Here is a 19,190-nt window from a genome sequence, read left to right as displayed (position 1 = left end):
AAAAGAGGCAGGCTCCCTATTATGCTTAGTGAATTATTTTAATTCGTCTAAGATTTCATCCATTTTTTCAACTTCAGTTGTAGCACCGTTGCTTGAGAAGTACCAGTTTGTACCGTCTAAGTATACGATTGTGCCGTTTTTGTAAGCTTGTGTTTTCTTGATGATGTCGTTTTCAACATCTTTCTTAAGTGCTTCTACATCCATATCATTACGATCGATTACGAATAATACTTCAGGATCTGCTTTTAAGATGGCTTCGTAAGAGAAGTTCGAACCGTGAGCTGATGTATCAATACCTTCAACTGCTGTTTTGAAGCCAAAGTCATCGTATACATATTTGAAACGAGAGTCTTCACCGTTATCAAAGCCTGAAATTTGTTTGTCAGAGTACATTGTTACTAAAGCATTATCGTATTTAGAAGCTTTCTCTTGGATTTCTTTTTTCTTCTCATCTAGCGTTGCTTTTAATTCTTTCGCTTTATCTTCTTTACCGAAGATTGAAGCAGCTAAATCGATTGAATCTTCAACGCCACCAATATAATCTTTGCTATCAGAACCAACAAATACTACGTTTGGTGTGATTTTTTTAAGCTCTTCGTAATAAGGAGCTTGACGACCAGTAATGAAAATAATATCTGGCTCAGCAGCCGCAACTACTTCAAGATTTAATTCTTTTAGGTTACCTACGTCTTTAATATCATCACTTGGAGCATATTTTTCTTTAAGGTTTTCAGGCATATTCCCTTGGCCTTCACCGTAAGGAATACCAACAATACCTTCAACACCTAATGCATCAAGTGTATCTAGGAAGCCATAGTCCATTGAAATAATGCGTTTTGGTTGTTCTTTTAACTCAACGTCTTCGAAAGTGATTTTGTCGCCTTCTTCTGTTTCACGTTCAGTTGATAAAGACTTAACTGTCATTGGGAATGCAGTGTTTGATTCTGCTGAAGTTTCTTTGTCAGTTGAAGTTTGTTCTGTTTTTTCTCCAGAAGATTTGTCCTCTGATTCGTCAGTACCACATGCACCTAACATTAAAGTTAATGCTGCAGTTGCAGTTAAAAAACGCCATTTTTTCATTTTAAAATTCTCCTCCTGAGTTGTATCCCCTCACGCACATGAGAGTGATTATCATTTTCAATTAACTAATGCTAATTCTAGCGGATATCATTTTACCTTGTCAATAGGCTTTTGGTAATTTTACTGAGATTGGAAATAAACACAAATTTTACAACCATCTTGTTCTTGGACTGGAATGCTCATGTCATACACTTCACGAAGTGACTCAGTATTGATGATGTCACTCGTCGGACCATCCTTTACAAGACGCCCATCTTTTAACGCAACAATGCGGTCTGAATACACAGATGCAAAGTTAATATCATGCAGTACGATGACCACGGTTTTTCCTAACTCATCGACTAATTTACGTAAAATTTTCATAATCTGAACAGAGTGCTTCATGTCTAAATTATTTAAAGGCTCATCTAGCAAAATATATTCTGTATCCTGCGCGATGACCATCGAAATAAATGCACGCTGCTTTTGACCACCTGATAATTCATCTAAAAACTTGTCCTGAATATCAATTAAGTTCATATACTCAAGCGCCTGATCGACCATCACATTATCCTCAGGTGTCAAACGCCCATGAGAGTATGGATAGCGACCAAAAGAGACAAGCTCACGAATTGTCAGACGTACATTAATAAAATTGGATTGACGTAAAATCGCCACGCGCTTCGCAAAATCTTTTGATTTCAGCTTTTTCACGTCTGTCTTATCCAATAAAACTTCCCCTGTATCTGAATCTAACAGGCGACTTACCATTGACAATAGCGTCGATTTACCCGCACCATTCGGGCCGATAAAGGACGTGATTTTTCCTGTTTCAATCGTCACAGACACATCTTCTACAACAGGCTTTTTGCCAAAGAATTTTGTGATTCCTTTAATTTCAATCATCCTGCTACCCCTTTACTTTGTTTTAGTAATAAATAGATAAAGTAAATACCACCAACGAAGTTGATAATAACGCTAATTGTCGTATTTAAATTAAACACATGCAGCACAAGGAACTGCCCACCGACGAGCGCGATAATACTAATAAGACTCGCGCCAAGTATGAGTATGGAGTGCTTGTACGTCACTAAAAATTGATACGCTAAGTTTGAAACGATTAATCCTAAGAAAGTAATCGGCCCAACTAAAGCCGTTGAGGTCGCAATTAAAATAGACGCTAAAATAAGTACCCGTAGCACCATTTTGTCATAGCTAACACCAAGATTCATCGCATTATCACGACCTAGATTCATGACATCTAAGTCGCGCATTAAAAAGGCCCCATAAATAAAGCAAGCGATTAAAATGACAGCAGAAATCACAACTAGTTCTGACTTCACATTTGTGAAGCTCGCGAATAATTTATTTTGTAAACTTAAATATTCAACAGGATCAATCATGACCTGTAAAAAGCTCACTAAACTTCCTAAAAGCGTTCCGATAATCATTCCTGCTAATAACAGGAGAAAAATCGGGTATTTATCTGCTCGGAATAAGAAGCGATAAAGAAGTAGCGCGAAAAGTACCATCGCTAAAATCGCTGTTCCAAAGTTCAAATAACGGTCAACGACAAAAATAGATGCCGAGCCTAAGAAGAAATAAATAACTGTTTGTACAACTTCATACATCGAGTCGACACCAATCATCGATGGCGTCAAAATACGATTACGCGTAACCGTTTGGAACATTACTGTCGCATACGCAATCGCCACCGCTGTAATAACCATCGCCGCTACACGATAAACGCGCATCGGAAATGCATAGCTAAAACTTCCTTGAATGTTGTAAAACAAAAAGCCAGCAATCGAAATAATGGCTAATACAGCCAAGCATAAAATTTTAATTGTATTTGTTTTCTTCACACTACTTTGCATATGCTTTCCCCCTAAACAACATCACTAAGAAGATCGCACTACCAATAACAGCCACCGTTGTATTTACTGGAATTTCATACGGCGCTACGATAATACGACTTAAAATATCGCAGGCTAGAAGGAAAACGACACCAAGTGCGACTGTATGAGGAATCGTTTTTCGTAAATTGTCCCCTAAATATAATGACACGATATTTGGTACGATTAATCCTAAGAATGGAATAACCCCTACCGTTAAAATAACCGTTGTTGAGATAATGGCGATAAGAACAAGTCCAATATTTAACACCGTTTTATAACTCAAGCCAAGATTTTTCGCAAATTCTTCTCCCATTCCTGCGACCATAAATTTATTCGCAAAAATGTACGCAATAATAATTGCTGGCACTGCAACGTATAGTAATTCATAACGTCCAGACACTACAAGCGTGAAACTACCGATGAAGAACGTGCTAACGTTTTGTAAAATATCCGCTTCGTATCCAAGGAATGTCGTAATCGAAGAAATAATATTCCCGAACATAATCCCTACTAATGGAACGAAAATGACATCCTTAAATTTGATGCGATCAAGTAAACGCATAAAAATAAATGTCCCAATTAATGCAAATGCAAAACCAAACATCACTTTTTGCATATACGTTACATTTGTGAAGAAAATCATTGAAATAACAATACCTAATTTCGCTGCATCCAACGTACCTGCTGTTGTTGGTGATACGAATTTATTGCGGCTTAATGATTGCATAATTAACCCGGCAATACTCATACCAGCACCTGCTAAGATAATCGCCATCAACCGCGGTACACGACTAGCAAGGAAGATTTGTACTTCATCCGATTGAAAATCGAGTAAATCCGCCGGTTTAATATCGATAGCTCCTATAAACAGCGAGGCAAACGATAAGATAACTGCAGCTACCACTAACATCCATAATCTCATTCTATTGCCCTCGTTTTTATAATTTATCTATAAATGATAATGAAAATGATTATCATTTAATTCCCGCTTCATTATATAACGATTTTCAGCGTAAATTCAACCGACTTCCCTAATTGAGAATGGACAAAAATCCAAATGACCGACCAATTTTCTTCCTGAATAACTGATTTCTCAGCGTTTTACAGAGTTTCTTTTTTAAAGTCCATCTAGAAAAAAATTTCGAATTCGAAATACTTTAGAATCGTTTTAAATTTCATTTAATGAAAATAAAAGGAAATTCTCATCTAAATTTTCATTAAATAAAGCCATCTTTTATAATAGAAGAAATGATGGAGAAAGTATGTCTACTTTTCAACAATTAAAGGAGGCTTTATATGCCGATTCGACTCGCTAATCAAACAGATACCAAACGCCTAAGTGACATTTATGTAGCTTCTCGGCAAGCTCATTTTCACTGGCACACCGAGCCTTTTTCATATGAAGATTTCGAAAAGGATACGGCTGAGGATATTGTCTATGTCCTAGAGGAAAACGGTGTAATCATTGGCTTTTCTGCATTGTATGTACAAGATAGCTTTATTCACTGTCTTTTTATTGACCCAGACTATCAGCATAAGGGAGCTGGCTCTATCCTACTCCGTCACGCGACCACCTTACTACCCCATCCCGTGACATTAAAATGCGTTTCTGAAAATAAACACGCACTCGCCTTTTATGCACGACATCATTTTGAGAAGGTACATGAAGAAGGTCCCTCAAATGAACGTTACTGGTTACTCGCATTAGACGAAAAAAAAGGACCGCTTTAAAAGCAGTCCTTTTTCTATTAAAACTCTTCGTATTCATATGTGTAACGTTTTACATCGCCATCTGCTAATTTAAAAAACGTCTCATGCGCTACTTCTAAGCTCAGCGCCTCATCTTTATCGAGGTTTTGATACAATCCACGAATGATTCGACTTGTGACACCATGCGCCACAACAATCAGTTTCTCTTTATCTTTCACGCTCTCTAAAAATGCTTTTACGCGGCCCTCCACATCTGCATAACGCTCGCCGCCAAGTGAATTGAAGTACCAGTTATAATGGTTTGTGCCTTCTAAAAGACGCGGCCACTGCGCTTTAATATCTTCAATATAAAGCCCTGCCCAGTCGCCTACAGATACTTCAGCTAGGCGTTCATCTGTCTGCACTTTAGTTAAATCATATGCTAACGTCTCACATAAAATTTTCGTACTATCCATTGCTCGGCCAAGGGGACTCGAAATGATTTCCCAATTATGAATATCGTCACCAAGCTCCATCTTCAACATACGGGCCACCTGATAAATCTGATCTTTCCCGTTCTCAGTAAGTGGTGAATTGGATTGACCCTGGAATTTTCCTTCCACATTGAATTCTGTTTCGCCGTGACGAATTAAATACATTTCTTGTGTCATAAAAAACATCCCCTGTCTAAACATCTTGTTGTCTATTAATTCACTTAAACCGAAATTTATAAACCCATTTTTAGATTATATTTTGTTAAGTTACTTTAAGAAACATTGGACGTCTAAAACCGTTTTTTATGCCCATTAGCTAGGTGATTTTTGTGCTTCTATCTTCTGTGAAAAGTTATGCACAAGATGATTTTCATTTTTAATTTAAGATTGATCATACAACATACCATTAATGAAATAAAAAGTACCTATCACTATCATTACAGAAAAGATAAAAAGTAGTACGTAAAAAATCTTTATCGCTATTGTCTCAGCTCTAACAAACTTAATCATTGAATAAATAGAACCAACTGAAAACCATATAATCACTACAATTATTTCTAAAAGAATGTCCTTTAAAAAATCATCCATTAAAACATCTTTAAAAAAATCATTCAATTCCTGACACCTACAATTCTTACTTTAAAATCTCCTACAAAATTATCCATAAAGAACTTTGAAATCTATTCGTAGTTGTTTAACTAGTAATAGAAAGCTACTTAACTCCATTAAAAAACCTCCTGAGAAAAGTTATCCACAGGAGGTTTTGAGTCATGTCGGTTTGGAATAAAGTTTGATCAAAGATACCTCACAAAACCCATATTTCTCCTAAAATTAAAAGAAACCGTTTTAAAAAAAGTTTGATCAAAACGGTTTCTTTCTTTGTGAACCATTGTACAATTTTTATAAAAAAGATTGATCATAATCTGTGATTCAATCTTCAGCAAAATCGCTTAATTTTTTTAAGAATATATGTAAATTATTCTGCCATGAAAACACCCTTATATGGAGTTCTCATAACATTAACCCATTGTTTTAGTGTTTCCCTATTTGCTTGAGGAATAGGATAATTTCTTGCTGTACATACCTTTTCAGCACCCGGAGACAGGGAACTTATTGTAATGATAAGTCCAGATTCTGCACCGTACTCTTGAATATCCGCCCAAAGAGATTTTACCACCATCTTTTCAATTTTTGTTTTATACCTCTTACATTGAATAAGAATAGTTGGTGGTCCAGACTATTCATTCTCTTTCAACCAAACTCTTGCATCAATTCCGTCATCAATTTCAATATAATATCCTTGTTTTTCAAAGAATTCACATGTGAAAGCTTCAAATTTCCTCCAATTAATATCTCTAACTGAAAAATTCAGTCAGCCGGCCATTCGTCGTGCGTACCGTGAAAGTTCGCCATTTTTTATATTTCGCTCTTATTTTAATGTTAGCTTTATAGCAACTTAAACATGGCACGAGTAAATTGCATGTATATTAAAGACCCTCGAACGTTCGTAGGAACAAATCGAGGGTCTTTTTATCAATCTTCCCATTTTCAGGAACATATTAGTATGTCGGCTAAATTTTGCTTATAATGAATTTTTCTTTAATTCCTATTTGAAAATTACATCTATTAACCTTGATAACGGATTCTTTCAACCAAAGTTGCTTTTTTCAGATTATGACTTAAAACAAAAGATAGTACAATCTGCAAGAAACTAACCACCAAAATCATCGCCAGAATAGGTATAAATGGAATATGGTAAACATTCATTCCAAATACGCCATTCACCTTCGCATAAGAAAAGAGTAGATATCCAATCGGTAATCCTACAACAAGAGAGACGAATATTGTTCCTATTGTGAAAATCAAGCCTTGTAGCTGCAAGCTAATATTTAATTGCTTGTTCGTCATTCCAACAGCTTGCAATACGCCATATTCTTGTCTTTTTGTTATGATATTTATAATCATTGTATTGGCAAGATTCATAAATCCAATCAAGCCTGCAATTGCCATAAATAAATAACTTCCCAACTTCATCATGGTACTTGCGAATTCAGCTGTCTGCAATTCATCATGGTAAGTTTTAAACTTGACATAAGATGTATCTGCAATTAGGTTTCTTACATTTTGCTCCACCGAAGCTACATCGCCTTCGTCCGTATCAATCCAGATATAGCCATAGGATACCCCTTCTGGCTGCATCGCTTGATAGACCTCCTCTGGGATGACAAGATAGGTATCCGCATTTGTAAATGCACCAGCAATATTTCCTTTATAAGTAAATTCTTCTGTCCCATTATCTAATTCAAAAGTCATCGGATCATTCAATGAATAGCCATCTGACGCCATCCACATAGACCAACCGAAGAAAACATCTCCATTTCTTACAGCCTCGTTATAATCCATTGGGCCAAGGTCGCCTTCATATCGCATCTTTTCAAAATCTTCTTTATTCACAATCGAGACGACCTGCTTTGAACCATTTATTTTTGCAACAGCAATTTCTCTCGTTAGCACTTTATTAACGCCTGGTATACGCTCAATTTCTGCAATAAGTGTGTCATTCAATGGATTCTTTTTAAGAATCGAATCCAAATTATTTTCTGGATAAGCTTCATCCGACTCATAAGAATAATCAAGCTTCAATTCAAATTGCCCGTGATTCATGCCTTTTCTTGCTTCGTATTCCGTATCGATATTTCCTACAAAGTTTGCGATAATCACAAATAATACACAAGAAAGACCCATTGTAAGAATCGTTCCGATTGTTCTTTTCTTATTACCAACTACATTTGCCATTGCCAAAGAGAATACAGATATATTTTTTTGGCCTTTCCGCATTCCATAGTTCTTTTTTGTTGAGTTTTCCAAATATCGTGTTGCTTCAATAGGAGATATTTTAAAAACAATTTTCATCGGCTTTCGAAGTGCTAATATCACTGTTAGCAATGAAATCAGAATACTAACTAGCATCAATTTGGCTGAAAATAATGGTACCTGACTATTTGGTATTCCAATAGATGCCATATTCCCTTGTTCGATTAACCAACCAAAGCTTACTTTTGCCATAAAAAATCCAAGTACCCATCCAATAGGTATTGGAAGCACTGAAAGAATCATACCTTCTCGAAAAATCAACTGTTTCATCTGCTTTTTTGTTGCACCTAAGGCTTTGATTTTTCCGTATTCCTGTATCTTTTGAGCGATACCCACTTGAAAAATATTATAGATAACAACAACCGAAAACAGCACAATCCCTAAGATTAGAATGCCACATACCGCAATCATTTCATAGCTCGGCTCTAGTGTCCAAGACAAGAAATAATCATTTACAATCAGGTTTTTGCTATCAATTCCGGAAGAATCTGCAATGTTCGTAAGCACTGAATCAATGTTATTCATAGAAACATGGACAGAATCATTCAATGTAAAATAGACATTGTATGCTCGCTCGTCTTCTACAAATTGACTATCATAAAAAGCGGAAGAAGTAAATACTATATAGGAAGACTTAGCTTTATATGCCTCTCGATCAAATAGAATGCCACTAACTACAAAATCTTGCTTACTATATTCCTCGTTCATTCCAGAACGATATTCAAGACGAATACTATCTCCAATTTTCACATGCTCATAGCCCTGCGACTTAAAGAAAGCTTTACTTGCAGCAATATCCTGTGGACCCTTTGGATAGGATCCTTCCGAAAGTAAATATTCTTGATTGTAAGGTAGCATTTCTCGGACATGCTTGTCTGCACTAACAAATGCGCCTTTCTCATTCCCTTTTAAGATACCTGCTGTAGACATCAGCCCGACCGTATCTATTTCAGCTCGTCGTTCGATTTCCTTTAACTGCGTATCATCTACAGATAAGAACAGTCCATAATTTCTTCCATATCTGTCCGCTGCATTTTCTTTTTGTAGGTTAATAACGCCATTTCCAATAGTGCTGATAATAGTAAGTAGCATTGTCGTTAAACAAATAGCAAATATGATAAGGATACTTCTCGTTTTATTCCGCTTGTTATTGTTGAATGCGATTTTAGTAATTGTATTCATCGGAAATCCACCACTTGTCCATCTTCAATGATTAAGATACGGTCTGCTACCTGTGCAATTTCATCATCATGTGTAATCATCACGATGGTCTGACCATATTTTTTTGCCGTCATTTTTAGCAGGCCAATTACTTCGTCGCTTGTTTTTGAATCAAGATTACCGGTTGGTTCATCTGCAAAAAGTATTTCTGGTTTTGTGATTAAGGCTCTTGCGATTGCGACTCGCTGCTGCTGTCCACCAGATAATGTATTCGGGAGGTTATGGATTCGATTCTCAATACCTAGTGTGGTAATGATGTCATTTGCATATACTTCATCGACTTTTTTTCCATCCAGCCCTAAAGGTAACACAATATTTTCCCAAACATTGATGGCTGAAACCAAATTATATGCTTGAAAAATAAAGCCGATTTTTCTTCTACGAAAAATTGCCAGTTGATCCTCGCTCATCTGATACATATCGTTTCCTGATAATAGAACTTTGCCTTCCGTTGGCATATCAAGTCCCCCAAGCATATGGAGTAGTGTGCTTTTGCCAGAGCCAGATTTACCTACAATGGCAACAAATTCCCCCCGATTAATCTTAATGCTTACATTATTTACTGCCTTCACTTGATTTTTATTTGTTCCATAAAACTTACTAAGTTGATTTGTTTCTAATATGACACTCATTTAACAGTCCTCCATGTTCTAATTTTGCTCCTATCTTATCAAGTGAATCTTTCATTTCACTTTCAAAAAAAGTAGAAGTCTTACGGTTTCGTAAGACTTCTACTTTTTCTCTAGCAGTTGAATAACAAACTTACTGCCATGTCTATGATTAAATCCAACTTCCATGTCGAAATTAGAGGACACTGTTATCGTCCCATGATGTTGCTCGATAATTTCTCTTGAAAGAAATAATCCAATCCCAGAACCACTTTCTTCTTTTACTTCTGGCAGGGAGCCTCTGAAAAAGCGTTGAAATACCTTATGATATTCTTCCTTCGGTATACCAATCCCTTGGTCTTCAATCTCAATACGTACAATCCCAGTTCTTTTTTGTAATCGAATCGCTATTTCGGAATGAGTCGGGCTGTACTTAATAGCATTATCCAAAATGTTGATAAGTGCTTCACTCAACCATTTTTTGTCTTGCATAATCTCATAGTTTTCTAATGTTTCATCAAAGTCAAAAACTAGCTCAATGTCCTTCTTTATTGCATTCGGATAGACACGATTCACAGCAGTAATTATTGTTTCTAAAAGAGGAAGCTTTTTTTTATCAATTTGAATTAATCCTACTTCCATTTTTGAAATCTGCAATAATGATTGCAGCAGTACTTCCAAACCGTCTAATGCATTTCTACACCTTATTCGAAACTCTTTTTGTTCTTCTTCACTTAGATTATCTCGAAGCAATACACTAAAGCAGGCATCTAATGCTGCGACGGGGGTTTTTAATTGATGCGATATATCAGAAACCAGCTCTTTCGTTCCTTCCCTTTCCAATCGCGCTTCTTCTTTCAGCAACTTCATATAATGTCCAAGTACATCCAATTGATATTTGATTTTTTCCTGCTCATCTTCATCGTCATCATCTAGTTCCAGTATTACTTCATAATTGTTTTCTCGAAAATTCACAAGTGTGTTTTCTATTTGCAAAAATCTGGCTTTATCCTTTTGTAGGATCATTCTTTGCCAAAGCCATAACAAAGAAAAAAGTATGACAAACAAAAAGAATGTGCCACCCGCTGTTACCGCTATGTTCTGTAAGAACTGTTGATATAAAACATTCTCAACATTCTTCAAATAACCATACTTCTCCAGCAACTGTTTTCCTTGTTCTATCGAATCTAAATTGTTATCTTTTAGAATATCTATCACAATATCAACTCCATCTTGCCCAGATTTAGTAGCGATCTCTGCCAAGATGTTCATGCTGTTATTGTAATTCTGGTAATATACCCATGTTGTCAAACAGTTGCTAAAAATATATGCAAACATGACTATGCTTATTAGCTGTAGGATTTGTTGTTTCTTTCGTTTTCCTCTTGCCACCAGATTAACCCACTTCCTGATTCCATACATAACCAAGTCCCCGTATGTTTTTCAAATACACTGGCTTTGCTGGATCTTCTTCAATTTTTTCACGAAGCCTCCGCACATTCACGGCAACTGTATTCTCATCTACAAATTCTCCATCAGTATCAAATATATTTTCTAATATCTGCTTTTTAGAAAGAACCTGCTTTGGATATTTCAAAAATAAAGTAAGCATCTTCCATTCGTTCTTCGTCAATACCACTTCCTTGCCTTTGACCAGAACTTTCATCTCTCTTGGAAGCACTCGAATGTCCCTTGATATTATTTCATTTTCTTCATTACTGCTTTTGATACGATTGAAATAGGCTTCAATTTTTAGAAGCAGTACGGATAGGCTGAAAGGTTTCGTGATATAATCATCAGCACCCGCTTCATACCCCATTACCTGACTTATCTCTTGGTCTAATGCAGTAAGACAAATAATATATGCCTTATTTTGCTGCCTCATCCACTTTATAAAATCAAGCCCATTTCCGTCCGGAAGATTCATATCACAAATAACGAGATCAATTTTATTAACAACAGCTACACTTTTTGCAGCTTGTATTGTTTCAGCAGAAAAAACAATATTTCCAGATTTCTCCAAATAAAATGCTATTCCTCGATTTACATTTACATCATCTTCTAAAACCAATATACTTGACATAATATCACCCCTAATAGCGTTTTACATATGTAAGTTAATGTAATATCCTAACTGTTCCATCATAGCAATGAAATGATATTCTACTTGAAACCCTAAAACAGCCCCATCATCCATGGCATTTTTAGTCGTATAGGAATGAAGTAATGGGCCGTTGGGACGCTAAAAATGGTGTACCAGTTAAACGTGAAAACTCTACTTTCACTTGGTTAAATTCTTTATCTGTTAATAATTTATCTTCTAATAACGATAAATTAATTCTGTTTAAATGACCTCTAAAATTTTGCCATAAAGCGTCTTCTGTTTTAAGATCTGGTCGATAAGTCCACTGGTTCTCTTTTTTACTTAAAATTTGAATGAATTGATTTTCAATCATTTGTTCAGAATGCCCCATTGTATCTCCCTCATTTCCATAGTTGCAACCATTTTTAGGTAGTGGTTTAAATTCTTCTTGTTCCTGTGTTTCCAACTTTTGTTCTTCTAAATCATTTAATTGTTTTTTAAGCCTTTCAACTTCTTCTTTTAGTATTTCTTCTTTCTCTTGTTTCATATCATCTTCCGGCACTTTAAGAGATTTCAGCTCATTTATCTCAGCTTTATATTCTTCCAGTAGCTTTTTATCTTGTAAGGCTAGACGTTGTTGTTGATCTAATAGATTTTGATTTTTTTCAATAATTTGTTGTAGCAACTGAATCTATACATCTTTTTGTTCAATCTGTTTGATAAAAAAGTTGTCCGCTCGCTGTCCGATACTTGTCCGTCTTCTGTCCGGATTTTTTCTTTGTCTTCTCCGAATAATTCGCTAGCGTTGTCTTCAATGCTTTTTGTAGTTGTCCGTTCACTGTCCACCCGTTGTCCATTCGCTGTCCGATTGATGTTTTCTTATATATATCGGACACCTTCAGCATTAATCATTTTTATTTTGTTTGAGTTAATATATATATTGATGTACATCAATGTTTTCTTGCTTATCTATAAATCTATAAATCTTTTGCCGACTTATGTTCAATTCTTTAGCTAACTGACTAATTGTTAAGCTCTCACTCATAATTAAATTTCCTGCCTTTTAACGATTGGTAGATACTCTTCAATTGACTTTTTAAGGTACTTTCCAATATTTCCTTTGGAATAAGGTAATTGTTTATCCTTAACGTATGAAAGATGTTTTTTAACTCCATCTATACCCCTTAATTCTTTGAGTTCATCGTACTTAGGATATACATTTTTTTGTAAAGCTGCCATGATTGCTATATCTGTCATGTCATATGGTGCTAAAAGGAAATGCTCCAAAAGTAGCTTTGTATATTTACTTTTTATAGCTTCAATCGCTAGCTTATCCTCTCTATCTTCTCTTTGAGACATAGCTTCTTTGTAAGTTGTATCTTCTATTTTATAGCTGTTATCCTTAGTCATATGTCTTTTCGTGATGTGAAAGATAATCGAATCAATACTTCGCCCTTTTTTTATTTTTTCGTAGGTTACCTTAAAATGTGTATGGGAATTGATTTCATCTAGCGGTTTTTTTATTATCCATGATTCAAAATTATCAAAACGTGGATATTCATCGACAGTATCAGTCAACATTCTTAAATCTTTAACCGTAATCGAAGGATTACGATAACCTTCTACTTGTTCAGTTCTTCTTCCACCTTTTCCCGTGTAGTGCTCGTACTGGTTATAAAACATACACAACCATTTATATAAAATAATACTATATTTACTATTTAATTCCATGATGTCACTAATAGCGTATTGGGTAAAATTCTGTTTTAAATCAATTAAATAAGGCATAATATCTTGATTAAATCGTATCATGACTTCGTCATTGTAGTTGTTCCATTTAACGGTTGGAATCGGCACTATACTTATCATTTCATAACCTTCATTTTTTACTTCTTTTATTTGAAAAAAAGCTTGTTTTTGCATCTTTTCAATGGCTTCTTTAAAGCGACTATGTTTATCATTGTCTGATACTTTAAAGAACGTGAAAAGCTCTTTTTTTGATAAAAAAATCGTATTATCTTTAGGTGGATTATCTGTATCAATACAAGACACAGCTAATTCAAAAATTTTTAGAGGAGTTTTATCCATTTTTGCGACACTAGAAATTAAATCATTATGTTCTACTACTTTACGCTTGTTGAGTTCATTCAAAGTTAACATCGAATTCTTATTTGTTTCGTTATTTTTACTTATACTAGACATATAAAAACGCTCCTTTGCGTATTTAAGTTAATCCTAGAGAAAACAACAACTATATCTGTTTCTCTAAGATTTTATTATAACACAAAGCCCCTAGTTTTATTTATTTTTTCTAGGTATATACACCGTTTTTTCTAGGTATTTAAATAAAAGGATACTTGTTATTACTGACTTTCTTCTCACACAAAAGAATAAAATATATAAGATAAATATATATAGGCTTCACCTTTTTTAACCTATTGATAAAATAGTAACTCCTAACAACAAAATAATAATTCTAATTCAAATAAAAGTACTCACAATCAATTTAACTCCAATCTTATAACGCTGTTAATCCTCTAATTTTTGTATCTGCTTGAACGCTCGTTGTTGAGTAGTAATACTTATGCCTGTTTTTCGTTCAATCATTTTAATGTCATTCCACTACCTAAAGGCAAATGCGTATCCCTATCAAATGCATTCGTAATAGCTCGAATACTTTCATCATTCGTTAAAAGGCGCTGTAATAATGCCATAGACAAGTCTTCGATATACTGACCGCTTAAGCTTTGAAAAGCGTCATAATGCTCAAGGCTGTAATAATCATGAATATAGCTAATATTTCTCGCCATTTTTTTCGGGATTTCTAGCTCCGTTACAATGCCCCATTCAAATTGCCTTCTTTCCCAATACACACGTTCAATCTCAAATTTCTCAATGACACGTTCTTTTAATAGCTCGTCCTTCATTTTGATTGTTCTAGCAAGTTCAACAAGCCCTTCACCTTTATCTACGGTTAATAAAAAATCTGTTGTCATCACAATAGGCTCATGCGTTTTTGGGTCTGTAGGATGTTTAATTCCTAATTCATCAGCAATAACAAGTGTTTCTTCTAACGGCAAGAGCGGATATTGTTCTCGAATATCCACAACAGAATCCGAAAATTCAGTTAAATAGAAGTAATTTCGTTCCAAGTCCGATAAAAATTCATGTTGCCTATCAGTTTTAATACCTTTTAAACATGTAGATCTTCCAAGTGAGGAAACGTCTTGAATGTTCAACCAAGGCTTATATTCAGCACCGATACCAGACCCTCTACCTTCTTTTATCCATTTTTCAACTTTAGATGTTCTATTTCTTTTAGACATAAAAACACCCCTTTGAATTAATTTAATCCAAAGGGGTGAAACGGTACATCTTTTTTTAAACGGTATAACTTTATTTAAATGTAGGTTTGGAATAAAGTTTGATTAAAAGTATGCTACAAACGTTGATTTTATAATAAAAAAAACCATGTATTTTGAACAAAGATTGATCAAAATATATGGATTTCATATTTAAACAGATTTAGTTTTTATAAAAAAGATTGATTATTTCCATATGTCCGTTCAGAATTGAGTCAAAATCCGAAACTAGGCAATCTGAAATTAAAATATTTTAGTCTACCTTTTATAAACTATCAATCTTAATTCAAAAATTCCGTTACGGTCTTACCAAACCACTCGTTATGGCTTTCTTTAAACTTCCTGAAATACTAATAGCGCAGAATTCATTTTGGACCATCTCCTCATATTTCTTTTGAGCTACAACTGCCAGCATCTTAAAGTGTTCTAATGAATGTGAATTAAAATTGATTGCTTTGAATTCTTCAAAAGAAGAGAAAGTACCAAGATATTCTAAAAAAGTTTTGAAAACTTCTGTATCATCAAAATATAAATCATTTGTATAACTATATTGTAACCTTGTATTAAATAAGTAATCCTTAAGCTTTATAAGTAATTCGAATTGTTCTTTTTTCAATTGAAAAAATTCCATAGGCAAGTATCGGCTCTCAAAAGGTTGTTCTTTGTTATACATTATTTTTCCAGACATTTTAGAAATATAACCACCAATAAATACAACCAAAACATCAGCAATCCTTAACCCTGGATACATTTTCGAATCAAGGCCCTCTTGGACTTCTAGTAAATTTAATTCTTCAAAATATTTGCTGTCTATACCATTATCTAGCCTTAACTTAAGGTTGCTTCTATCGATTTGTAATTCTATTAACCATAAATCAATAGTAAAAACTGCTTTCTTCCAATTAAAAGTAATGAATTTAGAATCCTCATAAGATTTACTTATTAAAACATCTTTAAAACAGTTAAATATCTCTAAAAGAGATTTGTAGTTAGCGATTTGAATTGTTAATCTATTTGGTGTTGGTTTATCATACTTTAGGATGAAAGCTTTAATATCATTAATGATTAAGCCTAATACTTCTTCATCGGAAACTTCTCTATTAAATAAAGCTTTTATCACCTTTTCACTGGCTTCAATTGAGGCATACTTTGATAATGAATAAAGTATTATATTTGCAAAAGGTTGTTTTGTTTTTTCTGCAATAGATAAAATCCAATCTTTAAATCTTTTATCTATTGCGAGAGGAATTTTATTGACTGCAAAGAGGTGATGCTGTACTTGATACTTCTTTAAAAGATCAAGTAATTCACTATAAAATGCAATTGCTTTTTTATTCATACTAGCAGCACCATATTCAAAGTTTCTTTTTAAAATTAAAGCTCCTTTGACTTCATCAATGATTTTCTGAGATTGTTGCCGTTCATTTAAATAATTTTGCTCAACAACTGTATATTCTTTCTCTAATCCCTCTATATTCTCACCAGATATTTTTACAACAGATGAAACGAAAGTTTTCATGTTGTCAGTGCCTAATTGAATCTTCTGCGAATCACTATACAATTCTTTATCATCTAGAGCTTTTATTGTGTTTTGTGTTCCTTTTTCATCTAAAAATAAATAGTCCATACTACATCTTCCTTATATATATGTTATTTTTAAATCATGCACTGTGTTTTTCTAATAGCTTAAACGGATTTTCAATATCTTCTGTAATACACTTATCAAGCATCATTTTTAAATGCCCTTCATTGCCGCTCTTGATAAAAAGTTTAGTAAAAATATTGAAATATTTTTCATTCATCTCTGATTGTTGCTGTATATATAAATCTTCTTGTATATAATGCGATCCATCATGTGTCCATTTTATTAATGAAGATACAATTATTTTTTCATCTTCGTCAAAGTATTTTATAAGACTATCCAATTCAATCCCACCAAGAAATTTAAAATAGTTCTCTAAAATTCTTCTCATAACATTTTGAATGATATTGGCACTTGAATCTTTTAATTCTATCAGTTCTTTCCATAAAGCCTCATATGAAGTTGTAATTGGATTTTTTTCGTACCTTTTCACATATGAACCATCTTTCGCATTTTTTCTTATAATAAAATAACTACAGTTACTTATTTTATAAGTTATCTCTTTTAGAAAATACGTATTATGCGTTGATACAAATAATTGTTCAATTTTATATTTATCACTATTTTCAATTAAATCTTTAACTAAAGTGGACACAATATATAATATCGTACTATCCAAACTAGAAATTGGATCATCAATAAAAAGTATCTTTTTATTTTCTACACTTTTAACAATGTGGTAATAATAAAGAAAAGTAATGAATGTTTTTTCTCCCTCACTCAAAGTTTTATTAGCATCTTCCCCATTTTCTCTCACAATTTTATACTTACCTTCGTCTTCCGCAGCTTTTAATGAAAAATTTTTAAAGCCGTATAAACGTAACTGTTTATTAATTGCAATTACTGTAGATGAAATCCCAAATATACTTGCTTTAATTTTCTCATACATTTGTTGGTCTTTTATGATATATGCATTTTTTTGCTCAACAGAGCTTTGTAGTCCCTTTATCTTTCCATTTAACTGATTAAGCTCTCTATTAAACCTTTTATACTCAGCGTCAGTTGCATTTAAAAATACTTTCCAAATATCTCTTACTAGTCTTTCTTTTTTCTCAGCTAATTTCTGTATTGTATTATTATGAATTTCTATTTTTTCATTATCGATATTTATTTGTTCACTTAACTCTACTAATTCATTTTCAAATAATTTTAATTCAATTTTATTTGAAGGTGCTTTTTCTTTTTCAGAAAGATGTTTTAAATTTTCCTCGTTCTTGGCTTGTATTTTTAATAAAATATTTTCAACCATACCTTTTTCAAGATACTTATTATCTAAAGTCTGTAATCTCTCTAAATATGTGATTACATCTTTTGCATATTCTTTATATTTAATAATCTCTTTATTTAATTCTATTATTTCATTTTCAAATTTTTCATTAAAATATTCTGAAAGATAGTTGGTTATTTCTTCTTTTAACTCACTTCTACAAAAAGGACAATAATCTAAACTGTTCTCTTGAATAGTTTTATATCCTTCATGAACCCACGTATGTATATTTAATTTTTCAACTAAGTGTGCATATTCTAAATCTTCTTTACCGATAATTGACTTATTGAAAATTGTACTATTCGGCTCATATCTTATTTCTAAAACTGGTATTTTGCTTATCTCACTTCGTTCTTCAGAAAATACTACTTCCGCACGTTTAAAAAGCTCATCAATATCTATTAATTCCGATTTATTTGAAAGCACTTGTTTACAGTATTCATTATAAAAGCGTTGCTTACTTCCATGTAACCCTATAAATGCACTTTGATACAATTCACTTATTCTATTTGTTTTATCACTTTTTTTATCCCATATTAAATCGATAAAACTTTTTTTAGATTCATCTATTTTTCTCTTAGTAATTTCTAGATTATCTTGAGCTTTAATTTTATCCTGTTTATTTTTTTCTATATTTCTTTGAATTTCATCCAACTCTATTTGTTTGTCTACGTGATCTTTACCTAAAGTAAATATTCCTGGAATATCATTATCAGATTTAAAATTATCATCGATAAAGTTCTTATTATAGACTAAGCTTTCTTCTATTCTATTTCCCTCATAAGTGCAATCTGAATAAGCTACATCATCTATATTAAGAAAAGCTCTAGATAGAGTTGATTTACCTGTTCCGTTATTACCATAAATAAAATTGACCTTCTTTAAATCTTCAAATTTTGTGCCTACTTCATTGTAACTAGCTACATTTTTTAAAGAAATGTTAGATAACATATAGATTTCCCCTATTCTCTTGATTTTTAAAAATAAGAGGAT

16 protein-coding genes are annotated in these 19,190 nt (G+C 33.4%); 1 reads left to right on the top strand and 15 read right to left on the bottom strand.

Annotated elements, in window-relative coordinates; all coding sequences use genetic code 11:
• Window positions 1-33: 33 nt before the first annotated feature.
• The 4 genes from KTHG_RS17815 to KTHG_RS17800 all read right to left on the bottom strand — a co-directional run bounded on the left by KTHG_RS17815 (window position 34) and on the right by KTHG_RS17800 (window position 3,879).
• Window positions 34-1,080 carry a siderophore ABC transporter substrate-binding protein gene (locus KTHG_RS17815; RefSeq protein WP_139995670.1) on the bottom strand — a complete coding sequence of 349 codons (1,047 nt, stop codon included), beginning with the start codon at window positions 1,078-1,080 and terminating at the stop codon, window positions 34-36.
• Between the two features lie 120 nt (window positions 1,081-1,200).
• A complete protein-coding gene (locus tag KTHG_RS17810; RefSeq protein ID WP_126991502.1) occupies window positions 1,201-1,965 on the bottom strand; it encodes an iron ABC transporter ATP-binding protein in 765 nt (254 codons plus the stop codon).
• Window positions 1,962-2,936: an iron chelate uptake ABC transporter family permease subunit gene (locus KTHG_RS17805; RefSeq protein WP_126991503.1), complete on the bottom strand. Its 975-nt coding sequence runs from the start codon at window positions 2,934-2,936 to the stop codon at window positions 1,962-1,964. Before KTHG_RS17805 ends, KTHG_RS17810 begins: the two co-directional genes overlap by 4 nt.
• Entirely contained in the window at window positions 2,926-3,879 is a 954-nt protein-coding gene (locus KTHG_RS17800) for an ABC transporter permease (protein ID WP_126991504.1), read from the bottom strand. The genes KTHG_RS17805 and KTHG_RS17800 overlap by 11 nt, the downstream gene beginning before the upstream one ends.
• 374 nt (window positions 3,880-4,253) lie before the next feature.
• Here KTHG_RS17800 and KTHG_RS17795 point away from each other — a divergent pair, with 374 nt between their 5' ends.
• Window positions 4,254-4,688 carry a GNAT family N-acetyltransferase gene (locus KTHG_RS17795; RefSeq protein WP_126991505.1) on the top strand — a complete coding sequence of 145 codons (435 nt, stop codon included), beginning with the start codon at window positions 4,254-4,256 and terminating at the stop codon, window positions 4,686-4,688.
• A gap of 17 nt (window positions 4,689-4,705) precedes the next feature.
• Here the strand turns inward: KTHG_RS17795 and KTHG_RS17790 are convergent, their stop codons facing one another.
• The 11 genes from KTHG_RS17790 to KTHG_RS17735 all read right to left on the bottom strand — a co-directional run bounded on the left by KTHG_RS17790 (window position 4,706) and on the right by KTHG_RS17735 (window position 19,148).
• Window positions 4,706-5,317, bottom strand: a complete 612-nt coding sequence (locus tag KTHG_RS17790) for a histidine phosphatase family protein (RefSeq protein ID WP_139995668.1) — start codon at window positions 5,315-5,317, stop codon at window positions 4,706-4,708.
• Between the two features lie 799 nt (window positions 5,318-6,116).
• Window positions 6,117-6,356, bottom strand: coding sequence for a restriction endonuclease (locus KTHG_RS22225; protein ID WP_370362824.1), 240 nt, complete (start codon window positions 6,354-6,356; stop codon window positions 6,117-6,119).
• Between the two features lie 410 nt (window positions 6,357-6,766).
• Complete coding sequence (locus tag KTHG_RS17780) at window positions 6,767-9,196, bottom strand: ABC transporter permease (protein WP_139995664.1); 2,430 nt, start codon at window positions 9,194-9,196, stop codon at window positions 6,767-6,769.
• Window positions 9,193-9,867 (bottom strand): ABC transporter ATP-binding protein, encoded by a 675-nt coding sequence (locus tag KTHG_RS17775; protein ID WP_108307987.1) that lies wholly within the window; start codon window positions 9,865-9,867, stop codon window positions 9,193-9,195. Before KTHG_RS17775 ends, KTHG_RS17780 begins: the two co-directional genes overlap by 4 nt.
• A 99-nt stretch (window positions 9,868-9,966) precedes the next feature.
• A complete protein-coding gene (locus KTHG_RS17770) occupies window positions 9,967-11,115 on the bottom strand; it encodes a sensor histidine kinase (protein WP_255512505.1) in 1,149 nt (382 codons plus the stop codon).
• Between the two features lie 124 nt (window positions 11,116-11,239).
• A complete protein-coding gene (locus KTHG_RS17765) occupies window positions 11,240-11,926 on the bottom strand; it encodes a response regulator transcription factor (RefSeq protein WP_139995660.1) in 687 nt (228 codons plus the stop codon).
• 121 nt (window positions 11,927-12,047) lie between these two features.
• Window positions 12,048-12,611 carry a hypothetical protein gene (locus KTHG_RS21980; protein ID WP_255512499.1) on the bottom strand — a complete coding sequence of 188 codons (564 nt, stop codon included), beginning with the start codon at window positions 12,609-12,611 and terminating at the stop codon, window positions 12,048-12,050.
• Window positions 12,612-12,973: 362 nt separating this feature from the next.
• Window positions 12,974-14,128, bottom strand: coding sequence for a RepB family plasmid replication initiator protein (locus tag KTHG_RS17750; RefSeq protein ID WP_139995656.1), 1,155 nt, complete (start codon window positions 14,126-14,128; stop codon window positions 12,974-12,976).
• Between the two features lie 401 nt (window positions 14,129-14,529).
• The gene (locus KTHG_RS17745) at window positions 14,530-15,252 is read right to left on the bottom strand and encodes a TnsA endonuclease N-terminal domain-containing protein (RefSeq protein ID WP_139995654.1); all 723 of its coding nucleotides are present in this window, start codon (window positions 15,250-15,252) and stop codon (window positions 14,530-14,532) included.
• A gap of 334 nt (window positions 15,253-15,586) precedes the next feature.
• Complete coding sequence (locus KTHG_RS17740) at window positions 15,587-16,915, bottom strand: hypothetical protein (RefSeq protein WP_139995652.1); 1,329 nt, start codon at window positions 16,913-16,915, stop codon at window positions 15,587-15,589.
• A gap of 34 nt (window positions 16,916-16,949) precedes the next feature.
• Complete coding sequence (locus tag KTHG_RS17735; RefSeq protein WP_139995650.1) at window positions 16,950-19,148, bottom strand: AAA family ATPase; 2,199 nt, start codon at window positions 19,146-19,148, stop codon at window positions 16,950-16,952.
• Window positions 19,149-19,190: the final 42 nt, after the last annotated feature.

It is taken from the genome of Kurthia sp. Dielmo (assembly GCF_000307285.2).
Classification (GTDB): domain Bacteria; phylum Bacillota; class Bacilli; order Bacillales_A; family Planococcaceae; genus Kurthia; species Kurthia populi.
Note: the sequence above shows the minus strand (reverse complement) of the source record. Positions and strands in the feature narration are given on the sequence as shown.